The sequence below is a fragment of the Candidatus Protochlamydia amoebophila UWE25 genome (genome assembly GCF_000011565.2).
Lineage (GTDB): Bacteria > Chlamydiota > Chlamydiia > Chlamydiales > Parachlamydiaceae > Protochlamydia > Protochlamydia amoebophila.
Window position 1 is genome coordinate 1,729,799 of record NC_005861.2, and the last position, 14,137, is coordinate 1,743,935.

General features: G+C 37.9%; 12 protein-coding genes and 2 pseudogenes. 13 read left to right on the forward strand and 1 reads right to left on the reverse strand.

All coding sequences use genetic code 11. The features are described from left to right. The first annotated feature begins 59 nt into the window (after window positions 1–59). The 13 genes and pseudogenes from traN (at window position 60) to PC_RS06960 (ending at window position 11,418) form a co-directional block, all read left to right on the forward strand. The gene (traN, locus tag PC_RS06910; protein WP_269474223.1) at window positions 60–932 is read left to right on the forward strand and encodes a conjugal transfer protein TraN; all 873 of its coding nucleotides are present in this window, start codon (window positions 60–62) and stop codon (window positions 930–932) included. Then, window positions 929–1,720, forward strand: a complete 792-nt coding sequence (gene traF / locus PC_RS06915; protein ID WP_011175987.1) for a type-F conjugative transfer system pilin assembly protein TraF — start codon at window positions 929–931, stop codon at window positions 1,718–1,720. The genes traN and traF overlap by 4 nt, the downstream gene beginning before the upstream one ends. Continuing rightward, complete coding sequence (locus PC_RS06920) at window positions 1,717–3,075, forward strand: conjugal transfer protein TraH (RefSeq protein ID WP_011175988.1); 1,359 nt, start codon at window positions 1,717–1,719, stop codon at window positions 3,073–3,075. The genes traF and PC_RS06920 overlap by 4 nt, the downstream gene beginning before the upstream one ends. Window positions 3,076–3,085: 10 nt before the next feature. Continuing rightward, window positions 3,086–5,869, forward strand: coding sequence for a conjugal transfer protein TraG N-terminal domain-containing protein (locus tag PC_RS06925; protein WP_011175989.1), 2,784 nt, complete (start codon window positions 3,086–3,088; stop codon window positions 5,867–5,869). Then, window positions 5,866–7,536 (forward strand): type IV conjugative transfer system coupling protein TraD, encoded by a 1,671-nt coding sequence (gene traD / locus PC_RS06930; RefSeq protein ID WP_011175990.1) that lies wholly within the window; start codon window positions 5,866–5,868, stop codon window positions 7,534–7,536. The genes PC_RS06925 and traD overlap by 4 nt, the downstream gene beginning before the upstream one ends. A 60-nt stretch (window positions 7,537–7,596) precedes the next feature. Beyond that, on the forward strand, window positions 7,597–7,950 hold the full coding sequence (locus PC_RS06935) for a hypothetical protein (protein WP_011175991.1): 354 nt from the start codon (window positions 7,597–7,599) through the stop codon (window positions 7,948–7,950). Continuing rightward, window positions 7,943–8,299 carry a helix-turn-helix domain-containing protein gene (locus PC_RS06940; protein ID WP_011175992.1) on the forward strand — a complete coding sequence of 119 codons (357 nt, stop codon included), beginning with the start codon at window positions 7,943–7,945 and terminating at the stop codon, window positions 8,297–8,299. The genes PC_RS06935 and PC_RS06940 overlap by 8 nt, the downstream gene beginning before the upstream one ends. A gap of 132 nt (window positions 8,300–8,431) precedes the next feature. Then, on the forward strand, window positions 8,432–8,695 hold the full coding sequence (locus PC_RS06945) for a helix-turn-helix domain-containing protein (RefSeq protein WP_011175993.1): 264 nt from the start codon (window positions 8,432–8,434) through the stop codon (window positions 8,693–8,695). 190 nt (window positions 8,696–8,885) lie between these two features. Continuing rightward, window positions 8,886–9,340 (forward strand): annotated as a pseudogene (locus PC_RS11985) (DUF1016 N-terminal domain-containing protein); the annotation flags it as partial. Between the two features lie 21 nt (window positions 9,341–9,361). Beyond that, window positions 9,362–9,997 (forward strand): PDDEXK nuclease domain-containing protein, encoded by a 636-nt coding sequence (locus tag PC_RS06950; protein WP_232086089.1) that lies wholly within the window; start codon window positions 9,362–9,364, stop codon window positions 9,995–9,997. A gap of 106 nt (window positions 9,998–10,103) precedes the next feature. Next, window positions 10,104–10,215, forward strand: a pseudogene (locus tag PC_RS11355) (transposase); the annotation flags it as partial. A gap of 73 nt (window positions 10,216–10,288) precedes the next feature. Further along, window positions 10,289–10,621 carry a hypothetical protein gene (locus tag PC_RS10035; RefSeq protein ID WP_011175996.1) on the forward strand — a complete coding sequence of 111 codons (333 nt, stop codon included), beginning with the start codon at window positions 10,289–10,291 and terminating at the stop codon, window positions 10,619–10,621. Between the two features lie 23 nt (window positions 10,622–10,644). Next, window positions 10,645–11,418 (forward strand): hypothetical protein, encoded by a 774-nt coding sequence (locus PC_RS06960; protein ID WP_011175997.1) that lies wholly within the window; start codon window positions 10,645–10,647, stop codon window positions 11,416–11,418. A gap of 374 nt (window positions 11,419–11,792) precedes the next feature. Here PC_RS06960 and PC_RS06965 read toward each other — a convergent pair whose 3' ends face one another. Then, a complete protein-coding gene (locus PC_RS06965; protein ID WP_011175998.1) occupies window positions 11,793–13,886 on the reverse strand; it encodes an ankyrin repeat domain-containing protein in 2,094 nt (697 codons plus the stop codon). Window positions 13,887–14,137: the final 251 nt, after the last annotated feature.

The following is a 14,137-nucleotide window of genomic DNA, read 5'->3' on the forward strand; positions in this document are numbered from 1 at the left end:
AATGGGTCGAAGAGAATCCCTCCCTTTGGCAACTTTCTAAAAGTCCAGAGTGTACCATTATTGAACATGTCTGTGTAGATGCCAATCCAACGAAAATTATTGATGGACAGTCTGTTAATCGTCCCTGTTGGAAAGAGAAAATTTCTTTTCTGTATCAGTTTCCATCTGATTCTGATTGCCAGTTACTCCAACAAAAAAATTGTGAGCAAATCCAGCAAAGATGTGTCAACCAGCAGGGGACTACGTGCGCACAATGGGAACTGACCTTTCGTTGTTTGGAAAACTTGCGATGGACAACAGTTCCGTTTGAATTTGATTCAACCGAAGAGGAAAAGGGCTATTCTCCTAACCAATCATTTTCAGAAGTAGCGACGAAATTGGCCGTGTTTGCAGAGGTAAAAAAAGAAATGGAAAATTCTCAAGCCATGGACGCGACAAAATTAGAAATTTTCCAGGGCAAACGCATGTCCTGTAGCAAAAATGTGGCTGATCACCTCCTATATGACTGCTGTTTTCGCTATTCTGGCTTGGCAAAACAAATGGGTTTAAGTAAGTGCAATGCGGATGAACTTTCCTTAGCCGAGATGCGAGAAGAGGGGCTTTGTCATTACGTCGGATCCTATGAAGAAAAAATTTTGGATTTATGGAAAAGCCGCGATGAGCATGTCTTTTGCTGTTTTCCCTCTAAATTATCTCGTCTTGTGCAAGAACAGGGAAGAAAACAATTGGGCAGAGATTGGGGAAAGCCTGAAGAGCCCAATTGTCGAGGATTCACGACCCAAGAATTAAGCCGGTTGAATTTTTCAGACATGGATTTAAGTGAAATCTGCACAAATATCGCCAAAAAATTGCCAGAGAATCTTCCCGAACGTCTCAAGCAATTTCAAAATCGCCTACAGAAAGATATGGACCGAGTCGAGGTGAAGAAATGAGTTTCAAAAATAACTTTGTCCGTTTAAGTCTTTTTTCTCTTTTGATAGGACAGGATTTGTCAGGAGGGTGGCTGAATCGAAAGGCGGAAGGATGGTTTTGGTACGAAGAGCGACAAAAGCAAATAGAGGAAGAAGATATCAAGCCTTCACCCCTTTTACCCTCTATGGAACCTCCTCCTCCGTTAACCGCTACGGAACAAATGGGATTGAAGCGTCAAGAAATTGAAGAGAAGTTAAACCAAGCCATGTTAAACCCCTCAGAAGAAAATGTACAAGCCTATATGCAAATTCAACAGCAATGGATCAATCAATCGGCTCAATTTTCTCATATCTGGTTAAAAAATTTATTGACGTACCCTCAATTGGATTCTCGTTTAACGGCAGGACCTGTGACCCACTATGGGGCTCAAGTACAAAAACAACTTTTAAGGGAAGAGCGGGAGGGACGCATTCATTCTCTTGTACAGTCGTTTGGCCTTTTCTTTTTTTATGAAGGCAGCAGTCCAATTTCTCAGGCCTTTTCCTTTGTCGTCAAAGCATTTGCCAAAAAATACGATTGGAAAGTAATTGCCATTTCCTGTGATGGGATCCAAATTCCCGATTTTGAAAACTATCCGCTGCATTCAAGCACTCTTCAACATTTAGGTATTGAACAATTCCCCTCGCTCTATTTAGTTGAACCTAAACAACAAAAAATGGTGCCTATTGCTTTTGGTCTCTCCTCCCTTGATCAAATTGAAGAAAATATTATTCTACAATTGCCCCCTCATCCTAGGAATCATCCATGAAACCTCTTCTTTTTTTTATCCTCCTTTCCTTCTCTTTAACTTTAAGAGCTGATTTGCATAACGATCTCAAAAGTTATTTGAGTGAGCTCAATACCTATTCACACGTCGATAAAAATGAAATTTACCATTCGCAACGAGCAGGTTACATGACAGGAGGAGGCATCAGCATACGAAATGGAGCTTCTCATACCGCCTTGGCTCAGGTCAGTCTACCTAAATTTGATGCTGGTTGCGGAGGGATTGATATTTTCACGGGCGGGATCAGTTTTATTAGTCATGATCAATTGATTGCTGCCCTCAAAAATATTGCGAGCTCTGCGCAAGGGTATGCGTTTATGTTGGGGATTGAGACTGTCTCTCCCCTGATTGCTAGCACGATGAAACAAATGGAAACGTGGGCCAATGCGATTAATTCCTTGGGAATCAATAGCTGCGAAGTCGCAACGGGCCTTGTAGGATCGGTTTGGCCTGCACGAACTGCAGCTAAGCAGCAAATTTGTCGTTCAGCAAAAAATGGGGGCTTTGCCTCTAGTTTTATTAACGCTCGTCACCAATGTGCGGATGAAGGAGACTATGCCAAGACGATGCAATCGATGGCTAAAGATCCTCTATACGATGGGATGTTGTTAGAAGAGTATAATCTAACCTGGAAAGCCGTTCAAAAACACCCTTTTCTTGCCAAAAAAGAAAATCGAAAAATGGCTGAGGAAATCATGAGTTTGACAGGAACCTTGATCATTCGAAGAGATAAATCCCTTGTCGTTGAACCTTGGCCCTCCCGTATTTACGATGATTCCTTTTTACCCATTCTTTTAGAGGGAGGGACAACACGGGTGTATCAATGCACGGGTGGCAACGCTAAACAAAACTGCCTTGCTTTGGAGATGAAAGAGTTGACGATTCCGGCTGAACAAGCGTGGAAGGGGCGAATTAAACAGGCCTTAGCGACCATTCAACAAAAAATTTTAGCAGATACTCCCCTGGCAAGCGAAGAAATTGATCTTTTATCGAAATCACGGCTTCCCCTTTTTAAGATTGTTAATGTTTTAACCGCCTATAAACGAGAAGTTAGCCCCATCAGTTTATACGAGGTTGCGGAAATTGTCGGTAATGAAATGCTCATTCAATACTTAAGAGAAATCATTGGAACGGTTCGTTTAGCTGCTATTCAGCTTGAACGCGGGCAAATGTATGATTTTGATAGTCAAAAGTTTATTGAGGAGTTAGAGCGTGTAGAAAAAGTTGTTTCCCGCTATGAGGAACGTCATTATCAACGCTTAGAAGCGGAAAATCAGCTTATGCTCAAAATAGAGACACTGGAACAAAAAATTGCTTCGCAGATTATTCTTTTTTAGGAAACCAAATATGATCCCCCTATTTTTAGCGTCTGATTTAACGATTCATACTTATGGAGGAGGAGAAATTCTTCAAAAGGTTTTTGTCGCCATTGCCATGTTATCTGGGGAAGGGGGGATGGTTTTTCCTTTGATGTTTCTTTGTGCTGCTTTAGGGTTTGGTTTTATGGTTTGCCAACTTTTAGTCACTTTGTCATTTGATCGCTTTTTTACGCATTATTTTGTTCCTTTTCTCGTCATCTATACAGCTTTTATCATTCCGAAAACGACTATCCACATCGAAGATGCATTACATAAACCCAAAATTTACAAAGTCGACCATGTTCCTCGCTTGCTCGCTCACTTTGCCGAAATCGCTAGTTCAATTGGCTATTATGCAACATGTGGCGTGGAAAAAGCGATGCATACTGTCGATGATGTCAAATATAGTCAGACAGGATTAATTTTTGGCTCCGACACTGCCTTGGATTATCGACGCTTTCAATTGACCAACCCCGATTTGCAAAAAGATTTTAAAGAATTTTCTAAACAATGTGTGCTTTACGATTTGGCACTTGGGCGCTACTCCCTCAAAGAATTAAAAACCTCTACTGATCTTTGGAAATTTTTAAAAGAACGAACTTCAACGCTTGGAATGATTTATTATTGTCCGCCAACAGCCAAAGGGGGAACAAAAAAAGAGGCCTGTGAATACCTGACCTGCAGGCAAGCTTTAGAGAAATTTGAACCTCTATTTAGCAAAGAAAAGGCTTATTATGCGAAGCAAGAAATTGGGAAAAATTTGCCTTTGACTTTTCAGGCTTTAACCCACATCAAGCAAGATAGCCAAACTTTAATTAGTCAACAGCTCATGATGCATGTGCTAGCAGATTCATTTAGCCCTGAGAAATTTGCGCAAGAAAGAGCACATCTTCAGCAAAACTCCACCTATCAAGCTGCCGGTTTTACCGCTGCAAAAGGAATTGTGTACATGCGAGTGCTTTTTGAAGCCTTGATTTATACCTCCTTTCTTTTTGTGCTTCCTTTATCTTTACTTCCAAGCGGAATTAAAATACTCATGAATTGGGCGTGGTCAGTTGTCTGGATTCAGTTTTGGCCACCTTTTTATGCCATTTTGAATTATTTGGCTTCGATTGTGGCAAAACATACCACAGCTGGCATCGCAGATGGTTTGGCGGAAAAAGGGCTTAGCATTTTTACAAGTGTCGGAATTGAAAACTTTGCCAATGACACATTTGCCTTAGCGGGATACTTAACGCTGAGCGTTCCTTTTCTTAGTTATGTGCTTTTACAGGGAGGATTGAGTCAATTTGTTCAACTTGCCGGTACGCTTACCTCCCCTGCGCAAAGTGCTGCCTCTGCAGCGGCTGGAGAACAAATCTCTGGCAATTACTCTTATGACAATATCAGCATGGGCCAAACCTCCTATGGGAATACCACAGCTTTTCAAAATCAGTTAGCGCCCTCTGTTTCCGATGGATATTTCATAGAAAATAATGGATCCGAAAGGATGGATTATACCTCTAGTGGGGTCATTTATACGCAAAATGCTTCGAACCTAACCAGTAGTATTAACGCCGATCAAGTTTTCGGGGAAAGTCTCCAACATCAAAAGCAACATGCGACCTCTTATGCAGAAACGACGAGTCAGCAATACCAAGAGAGCCTATCTGCAGCTACCAATGTGGGATCCAATTTAGTCAGTCACTTGGCCCATGCGGATCAATTCAATGAAGGATTCTCTTCACGAGAAGCTTATGATGCGCAGCAATCTGTGAGACATATGGAATCGGCAGCCGATAACTGGGGACGCCAATATGGCCTTAGCTCCAAACAAAGTATGGATTTTGCCATGGCCGGTGCCATTGGAGGGGAACTGGGAGTTAATCAACTTCTTAATTCAATTACCGGGGTGGGATTAAGTGCCAGCGGCAGAGGGACAGCGGGCTATAATTTTGGGGCTGATGAGAGTAAATTTGTCAGCGCTGCGACGAATTTTGCACAAAGTGAAGAATTTCAAAGCAACTTCCTAAAAGTCAAAGATTACGCTATGACACAAGCCTCCTCCTCCTCGATGGATGAAGGCGTTCGCTTGGCGCAAGACTTTACGCAATCGTTAAGTGAAGTGCAAAACTCGCAAGAATCTTACCAAATTGCCCAGACTCAGCTTGACCAAATCTCTGAGACAGGAGCTTGGTATCAACAAAACTCCCATTTAATCAAAGACAATCTCAATCAAAAATATGTGGATTGGGCTGTTGAGCGCTTGAATGATCAGTACCAAGATGGAACCGGGTTTGAGCGTTTCAAAGCGATCGCAAATGGGAATACCCTTGAGAATATCAATCAATCCCAAGCCCTTGTGTATGAATTTGTGCAAACGGAAATGAATAAGCAAGCAGGAATTGCTCATCAAATCCCGGCGGATATAGATCCTCAATCTTCTTATATGAAAGCTCAAGTGCCGCAAGTCCATCGAGAAGAAAAATTAAACGAAATTTTTGAGGACTATACGCAGCAAGCGCAAGGAATTCAACAAGTGTATGGATCTCAGCCAAAAACGCGAGAGGGCCTTGAACAAGCCTATGAGCAAGCAAAAGGAACGCATGATGCTTATTCTTACTTTACCGATCATGGCATTCAGTATCAGCGCAATGCCACAGAAAATCGCTTTGATATAGAAAGACAAAAAACTCTTCCCAAACGTGCCTGGAAATCAACGGAAGCCCAAACGGAAACCTCGCAAGATTACAAATTAGATGTTCCATTTTTTTGGAAACGAGGAGAGTCATGAAGCTATTTCAAACTATCACCGAAGGAGGTCAATTAACCACGCACAGTGTGCGTATGTTCAAGCAGGTTACGAAAACCTCTTTTTTTATTACCTTTGTCTTGTGGATTATCGTTTTCCTTTACCAAATGCGGGATGTGAATACGTTTTATCTCCAAAATGTTTTGTACTTTGAGCAAGCACGTTTTTATCAAGTGCTTCACATTGATACGATTAAGGTAGATCCCTCTTTTGGTTTGCAAAGGGGAAGTCAGGATGTTAAGGAATACACCACAGATCAAGTTCTTCGTCTAACTAAGCCTTATGCAGACCGCTTTTATCGCATCACCAAACAAAGATTTCAGCACTCTGCTTTTTGGGCGCTTGCCCCTCTTTCTGTCGTCTTTGCCATTTTCTTCTTTCGAGGAAGACAATCCATTAAAAAACACCATCTAAAAGGAAATACCCTCTCTTCCGTCTGGTTAACACGGTGGAAACTAAAACTATCGCGTCGCGCCTCTCCCATTTCCATCGGATCGCTTCCTCTCATCAAAGGAACAGAAACACAACACATCATGATTACGGGCGGAACGGGTAGTGGTAAGACGAATTGCTTACATCATCTATTAAAGTCCGTGCGTCAGCAAAAGCAACGAGCAATTATTGTCGATACCACAGGTCTTTTAACGGAGCGGTATTATCGCGCTGGCAAAGATATTTTGTTAAATCCCCTAGATTCGCGGGGAGCTCCTTGGCACCCTTGGATCGAATGCATAGACAAAACTAGTTATGCGACTATGGCAGAAAGTTTCATTCCTCAAAGTCTTTCCGATAGTGATAATTATTGGCGAACTTCAGCGCGTATCGTTTTAGGTTCTTTATTTGAACAATTAAAGGATATTCAAAAAAACTCGACTTTAGCTGATAAAATTTTGCGAGATCCCCTTCAAGAGCTTTGTGATTTTGTCCAAGGAACAAAAGCCGCTTCGTTAATCGACATGAACTCAGAAAAAACGGCTGCCTCCATTCGCGCTGTGATGTCTAATTTTTTGACCTGCTTTGAGTTATTGGCCAATACCGATCAACCGTTTTCAATTCGAGAATGGATCCAACAGGAAGATCCAATTGACAATTGGTTATTCATTAGTTGCAAAACGAATGAACGGGCAGCCCTCAATCCCCTACTCTCTTGTTGGCTATCTGTTGCTGTACGCAGTCTGTTGGCCTTGCCCCCAAATTTTGAACGAAGGCTTTGGTATATCATCGATGAGCTTCCGACCTTAAATCGTTTGCGTGATTTAGACATGTTGCTGGCCGAGAGTCGCAAATACGGAGGCTGCGCCGTTCTGGCTTTGCAAAGCCCTGCCCAGTTAGAAGCCATCTACGGGCAAGCTGTCGCTCAAACCTTGATCGGCAATTGTGCCACCAAAATTGTCTTTGCTGAGCAAAATCCCCTTCATGCAGGTCGTCTTGCCGACATGTTCGGAGAGCAAGAAATTAGAGAGTATCAAAAAGGGCTGTCTTATGGAGCCAATGACATTCGAGATGGGGTGAGTTTAAATCAACAAACGCGGTATCAACAATTGATTACCAAGACTGATATTCAATTTCTGTCTCGTAACCAAGCCTTTGTACGCTTACCTGATAATTGCCCGATTGTGCGTCTTAACGTACCTATTTTACCTAGATAAGTTTTAGTTTTTGCATTTAGTTAATTGTCTTAATATACCACCAAGTGGTATATTAAAGATATGGAACGAACAATTATTCAGTTATCGCCTTTTTCTCGCTATTTAGATGAATTAATCAAACAAGGCAAATTGTCAATATCCGATTTTGACGATTTTGAATGGAAACTAATTAAAAATCCTCAAGAAGGCGATGTTATCCCTGGTTTATCGGGCCTAAGGAAAACTCGATTAAAAAGTATGAATAAAGGGAAAAGTGGAGGCTTCAGAGTTGACTATTTAGATATTCCAGAAAAGGGCAAACTCTATCTCATTGTCTTATATCCTAAAAATGTGAAAGAAGATTTATCAGCTGAAGAAAAAAAACTGATTGTTCGTTTGGTGAAACAATTAAAAGAGGAAGTAAATCATGGGTAAAATGTTTGACCTTCTTAAAGAAGGATTAGAAGAGGCTATTTCCTATGAAAAAGGGAGTTTTAAAAATGTTAGAGTCAAAAAAGTTAGAATTGATACTGGAGAAATTCCACAGCAGCCAAAAGAGTATCAAGCAAAAGATATAAAACACCTGAGAAATAAACTCAATTGTTCTCAAAGCTTATTGGCTGCTTACCTTAATGTTAGTTTAAATACAATTCAAGCATGGGAACAAGGCTCTCGCAGACCAAATCATGCAGCTCTTCGGCTACTTGAAATTATGGATAGAGGCCCTCAATTTTTAGCCTCTTTGATAGGAGCACAAAGTAGTAACAAACATCTTAATGGTTAACACTTGGCTATAATATTTTTGAATGCATGAAATTCTCACTTTGTTATCTAATAAAATTAGAAAAAAATGCTTCGGCGACATTCGGAGGCTCTAAAATAGCATGATTTATCAAAGTAGTCAAAAAGACTACTTTTGCCAACATTATTTTCATTTGTGAATTTAAAAGAATATTTAGAAGAATATCAGATAACCTATCGTGAATTTGCTGATAAGCTTGGCATTCATTTGCATTCTCTAAAAAATATAGTATACGGCAAAAGAAAACCTGGTTTAAGGCTTGCCTTACAAATTGAAGAGTGCATTAAGGGTAAAGTTTCTCCACGAGATTTAACTGACTATTTCAATACCATTCCTCAAAAAAAATCACAGCGAAAATCTGTGAAAAAACAGATCTGAAAAATATAGAGAATTCTTTAGATGGCTTTTGAACCTCTACTTTTATCATGAACGAGTAAAATAGCCTCACCCCTTCCCTTGGCATAAATTACCAACTATTGCTCTCGACACTTTTACAACATATACTTGACTCTAAGCTATGTGATGAATAGGATGTCAGCTTAAAAGCATCGATGTATTGAGGATCAAAATGCCAAAGGAAAAGAAAGCCAAAAATCAGCCAACAAATACGGAAGAAAGTGAACTATTTTCAAATAAAGAATATGCATTGACTTTGGTAGAACTTAAGAAAACAATTCAAGAATGCCAGATAAGGGCAATCACAGCAATTAATAAAGAATTGGTTCATCTTTACTGGATGGTCGGCAAAACAATTGTTGAGAAGCAGAAAAAAATGGATGGGGAACAGGTGTTATTGAAAAGCTCGCCAAAGACCTACAAGGCGTATTTCCTGGGATAGAAGGATTTTCAAGAGCCAATATATTCAGGATGAAAGCATTTTTTTCAGCTTATGAAAAAGTCGCACAAGCCGTGCGACAGTTTGAATCCCTCCCAATATTTTACATTCCTTGGGGGCATAATATTTTGCTTTTACAGAAGCTAAAAAATAATGACGAAAGGTTGTGGTATGCTTCAAAATCTATTGAACATAGTTGGAGCCGTGCAATGCTGGAGATATGGCTAAAATCAGATTTTTATCACAGAGAAGGGAAAGCCATTACGAATTTTCAACAGACTTTACCTAAACCACAATCAGACTTAGCACAGCAAACTCTTAAAGACCCTTATGTTTTTGACTTTCTTACGCTTCATGAAGATCACATCGAAAAAGATCTTGAAGATGGTCCAGTTAGGCATATTCAAAAGTTTTTATTGGAGCTTGGTCAGGGCTTCTCATTTATGGGTAGGCAGTACCCCATTGTAGTAGAAGGAGATACTTCATACATTGACTTACTTTTCTACCACGTAAAGCTTAGGTGCTTTGTGGTAATCAAGCTTAAGGCGAGAGCATTCAAGCCAGAAGATGCTGGACAATTGAATTACTATCTTTCAGCCGTAGATGATATTTTGAAACACCCTAACGATAACCCAACAATCGGTATTTTATTATGCAAAACCAAAAAGAAGGTTAAAGCCGAATATGCTTTTAGGGATATTAAAAAACCAATGGCAGCAATTGAATATGAAACATTGCTAACAGAGGCATTGCCAGAAGATCTTAAGTCAAGTTTGCCGACCATTAAGGAAATTGAAGAAGAATTAGAAAAGGATGCTAAGACATGGCCACAGGAAATCAATTAATATCAGATCCAAATTCAAAAGAATCAGAAATGATAGTTCTAGGACGCATGTTAACCTGAATTTTGGTTTTATATCTTTGACAATGAATAACAATGATAAAATTTAAATGGCAAAGAGAGGGAGAACAATTTCAGGATGGTTTTTTTCTCGTGATCAATGAGAAAGGAGGAATTTTGGCTTTTCAGCTCAACCCTGGAAATGTTGCTGATGTCTCTATTGTAAATTAAATATTAATTGCATAATTAAAACTTTTTTAGATAAATTACCTACTCTCAATAAATCGAGAACAATATGTTTCAAAAATATTTCATGGCAATTTTATGTGCTTTAATGACATTCGCTTCTATTAGCTGTTTTGCCAAAGACACTGATTTAGGCTGTTTAATTTCTGTGGTTGATGGACATAAAGTGTATTTAAAGCCAGGCTCTGTTCAGATAGCTAAAAATGGAATTTTCATTAACGTAGCTGGTCAACTTAGAGCAATTAATCATTTAGAAATGGACGAACAAGGAGTTTATTTTGATATTTACAGACAAGCTGCACATGGGGATGTATGCCCAGCTTGCCATATTACTTTAGTTTGGGGATTATGTATGAACCCTGCATGTCCAAGTAAAGGATAAAAAGTTACTACTCATAGAGACCAATGCTAAAACCATTATTTTTATATCTTATTTTGTTCTTTCCATTTTCAGGTTGGTCTCATCCAAATCTTGATAAAATTCCTTCAAAAGATCGTCAGACGCTAGAGAACTTTTTTGATTATCTCATTCACAATTCAATCATTGGCTATTCACTTTGTGGTGAAAAACCTGTTTCTATAGAAACTTTTCCGACTCTGTCCAAAATTTCGGCTCGATATGCAGTTATAATTTTTACAAAACATCCAGGTTATTCGATTGTATGGAATGGAATAGAGATTTGGCAACGCTATAGCCATTTGTTTTCTTCAAATAATTTTGTTTTTAGATTTATTCCAGCTTACAGCACAATTGTTTTAATTAACAAACGAGCAACGTTAAAAGTTATAGAAGATAACCTAGACTTGTTTCAAAAGCATTCTAATTCAAACCAAAACGCCGCAGAATTCTTAAAAGAAGTTTGTTGTCCTAAAGACAGAGACTACATGATTCGTTATAACATAACTTTGCTGGGCATTTTGCTTGGATACGGAAGAAACAACTCCATAGCCTTCTCTAAAAGAAGCTACCTTCAAAAATTAGAAGGATTTCAACTATACAACGCTAATCAATCTTTAAATGCCTTTATGAATCCTGGATTTTTTATCATCAATAATGGAACGAATGAAGAAGAAAATGAAGAAATTAGGCAAACGCTTCAGATAGCTAAAAAAAATATTGAAGCGGCCTTTAAAAAAGGCCACTATTTCGAAAGTTTTATTACTCTATTTACTCGTTGATCCTCATGTGCTTTTTTAAAGGCGCTTATTTTACCTTACTGAATTTTCGCTGATTTGTCTTTAAAGAGACTTATGCTTGAGATTTTTAAATGGTAAGTACAGAGAAGTTTTAAACAAGAGATTTATTTACCAAGGCATTTTATATACTGTCTATTTTAAGAGTTTTGATAGCCTCATCAGAAATGTTCCACGAGCACCAAACTTACATAGCTTAATTTAAACTTTTACCATTAAGACTTAAAGTTTTTAACCAACTATAAAGAGTTAAGGCGGCTCAAAAATATATTCAGGAGTAGATAGCTTCATTGAAGCTATCAGTTCTTTTGCAATGATCAAGCAAAATAAGCAAATGCATCTCATGCAATGACAGTTTCCTAATTCGAATAATTTCCATTCCTATTTGATTTATTCAAAGTTAGTCTGTAAATCATTTGCATTATGTTAGGATCAATTTCTTTTGCATACATAATGGGAGATTTACCAAATTCTTCATGTGCTGTTGTGAGCTGGAGGTCGAAAGGGCTATTAAGAATTAATTGAAGGGAATCCAAATCTTTATTCTTTATGAATAAATATAATAAATGATGCCTAAGCTTATCGAAATGAGGCCCCTCTTCACTTAAAATCTTTGAGTTCTCAGTCAACTTTATTTGAGCTCCAGAATAAATCAAGAGCTTGGCACCTTCATAATATCCCGATTCTATAGCAATATTCAAAGGCGTATCACCTTTATTATCTTGGACATGAAGATCAATTTTTTCCTGAGAAAGTAAAAGTTTCATCATTTCCAGATTCAGATTTTTGGTGGCAATATGCAGGATAGTCATTTCATTCCCGTCCATATCCTCATGTCTTATATTCAATTCATGGGAATCTCTGTTAAATTCAAGCAGCAGTTTTGTCATCTCTACATTTTCATCAGAAACAGCTGAATACAAAGCATGGTCGCTATCATAATAATGAGGTTGAAAATTAATTTTAGCTCCTGCTTCAAGTAATAAACGAGTAACTTCAACCTGTTTCAACTCAACTGCCATGTATAAATAGGATTTTTGATTTATTTCATCACAATAGTAGGGCAAAAGCTCTCTCACGAGCCCTAAAGAATCTTTATTATAGTTAATTGCCATACTGAGAGGGGTGAATACGCTCGAATTGTCCGCTTTTGCAATCATACCAGTTTGTCCACTATTTACAGCACTCTGAATTAACTTTGTTAAGATATTAATTTTAGATCTTGCTTTAAGTTTACCACTTACGCAATAATGAAATACAGAGTATCCAATATGATCTAAATGCGTAATGTTAGGATTATAAGAAAGGATAAGTTCAATAATTTCTAAATCTCCATAATATAAAGCATATATTAAAGGTGTTATCCCACCACGTCTTAGATTTGGGTGATTAACAAGGTTTTTCTCTGTTTCAAGGAGTCTCTTGACTTCATCTGGGTTCTTTTGTTTTATCGCTGCATACAATTCTTTAATTTGACTAGATTCTTTTTCTGAATTTTCTTTAATCCATAATTTATTATAATCTTTTTTTATAAGTTTTTTGACTTCTATTGAAATTTGAAAATTATTAAAAGGCGTGCCTCCGTCGTCATCTTCAATGTGTGAGTCAGCACCATGTTCAACCAATAAGTTCTCGGTTTCTTTCATTTTTTTTCGATTATAATAAGGCGTATCAATGCTCCGCATTGCATGATGAAGAGCTGTTTTTCCCCAATTATCTTGCGTGTCTAATTTTTTGATTAGCTCTTCGCCACTTACTCCTTTGCTTTGAAGAGCTTCCAATATGATCTTTATGCCTTGTGTATTTTGTAGGGCTGCCGCTTCTCCTAATAAAGAATGACCAGTTTGACTATTAACTGCCGTTGGATCGATTCCAAAATTGATAAATAATTCTAAAAGAGGGTTGCAGTTTTCCTGGTTTTGATTTTCTTGCAATTCAAAACTTGAGGAAATTGTGTTGGGTTCTATGGTAATATGAAGGCGGGTTTTTAGGTGTTCAATTTTTTCTATTAAAGCTTGTTTATCAGCTAGACTAATAGAATTTCTTAAAACTTTTTGCAAAAATATATTAAGAATTGTTATAGCAAAACGATCTTTAAAAGATGGGCAGACTAATAATTTATTAACGCCTAATTTAGAGGTTAGGTATTGGGTCAGATGCAAGAGGAATTTGCTGATATAGTTTGAAATTTTTGAACTGTTTTGGAATGTTAGATCTCTTGAGGTGCTTATGTTGAAGAATCGTTTGCAATTGCCATTTGTTTCGATGATAGCTTTAAACCGCCAACAAACAGACCTTAGATTAAGCAGATTTTTTGAATTTTCCGTTAAAAAAGTAAAAATATGAGTAACGATTTCAACTGGTACTAATACCCCACAGAGGTTATCAGATATGTTGCTAGCTTCTGATAAAGTATTCTGAGCTCGAAATCTAATTGTTTCATTCCGAATCATTTTTATTTCCTAGTTAGAGCTTTTAATAAAAAATTTTCACTTTTAACCTTACAGTGCTAGGTTAAAAGAATCAAGTCAGGGCATTTCAAATTCAAATCAATGTTATATATGATTCATGAAAAAATTAATTAAAATGATCATAGAGTGATCGATGATCCTATTTTTCCTGAAAATTGCTAAAAAAACTCTTTCTCTAAAGACGATCAATACAGACGTTTTTGATTCGAGAAAGAGTTAAAAGTAGATATTCA